Genomic DNA, 250 nt, shown 5'->3' on the forward strand with positions numbered 1-250 from the left:
GTCGTTTTCTGGTTCCACCGCGTCTTCGTGAATATGCCAAGTTGGGTAAGCGCGCGATGTAGGTAGGCCAACTGAACAAGTTCCAATTGTGGGACGAGGATGCCTGGGATGCGGTTTCTGCCGCTGACCTGGCTGCTATTCAACAACCGGGCGCCATGCCTGTTGAACTGCGTGATTTGGTCCTGTGACTATCGAGAGCGGCTTTAACCACATCACCGTTCTGCTTGACGAAGCCGTCGAGGCTCTCGCC

1 pseudogene is annotated in these 250 nt (G+C 55.6%); it reads left to right on the top strand.

The features are described from left to right. Positions 1 to 188, top strand: a pseudogene (locus SB772_RS43850) (cell division/cell wall cluster transcriptional repressor MraZ); the annotation flags it as partial. Positions 189 to 250 lie beyond the last annotated feature (62 nt).

It is taken from the genome of Paraburkholderia sp. SIMBA_030 (assembly GCF_046535245.1).
Taxonomy (GTDB): Bacteria; Pseudomonadota; Gammaproteobacteria; order Burkholderiales; family Burkholderiaceae; genus Paraburkholderia.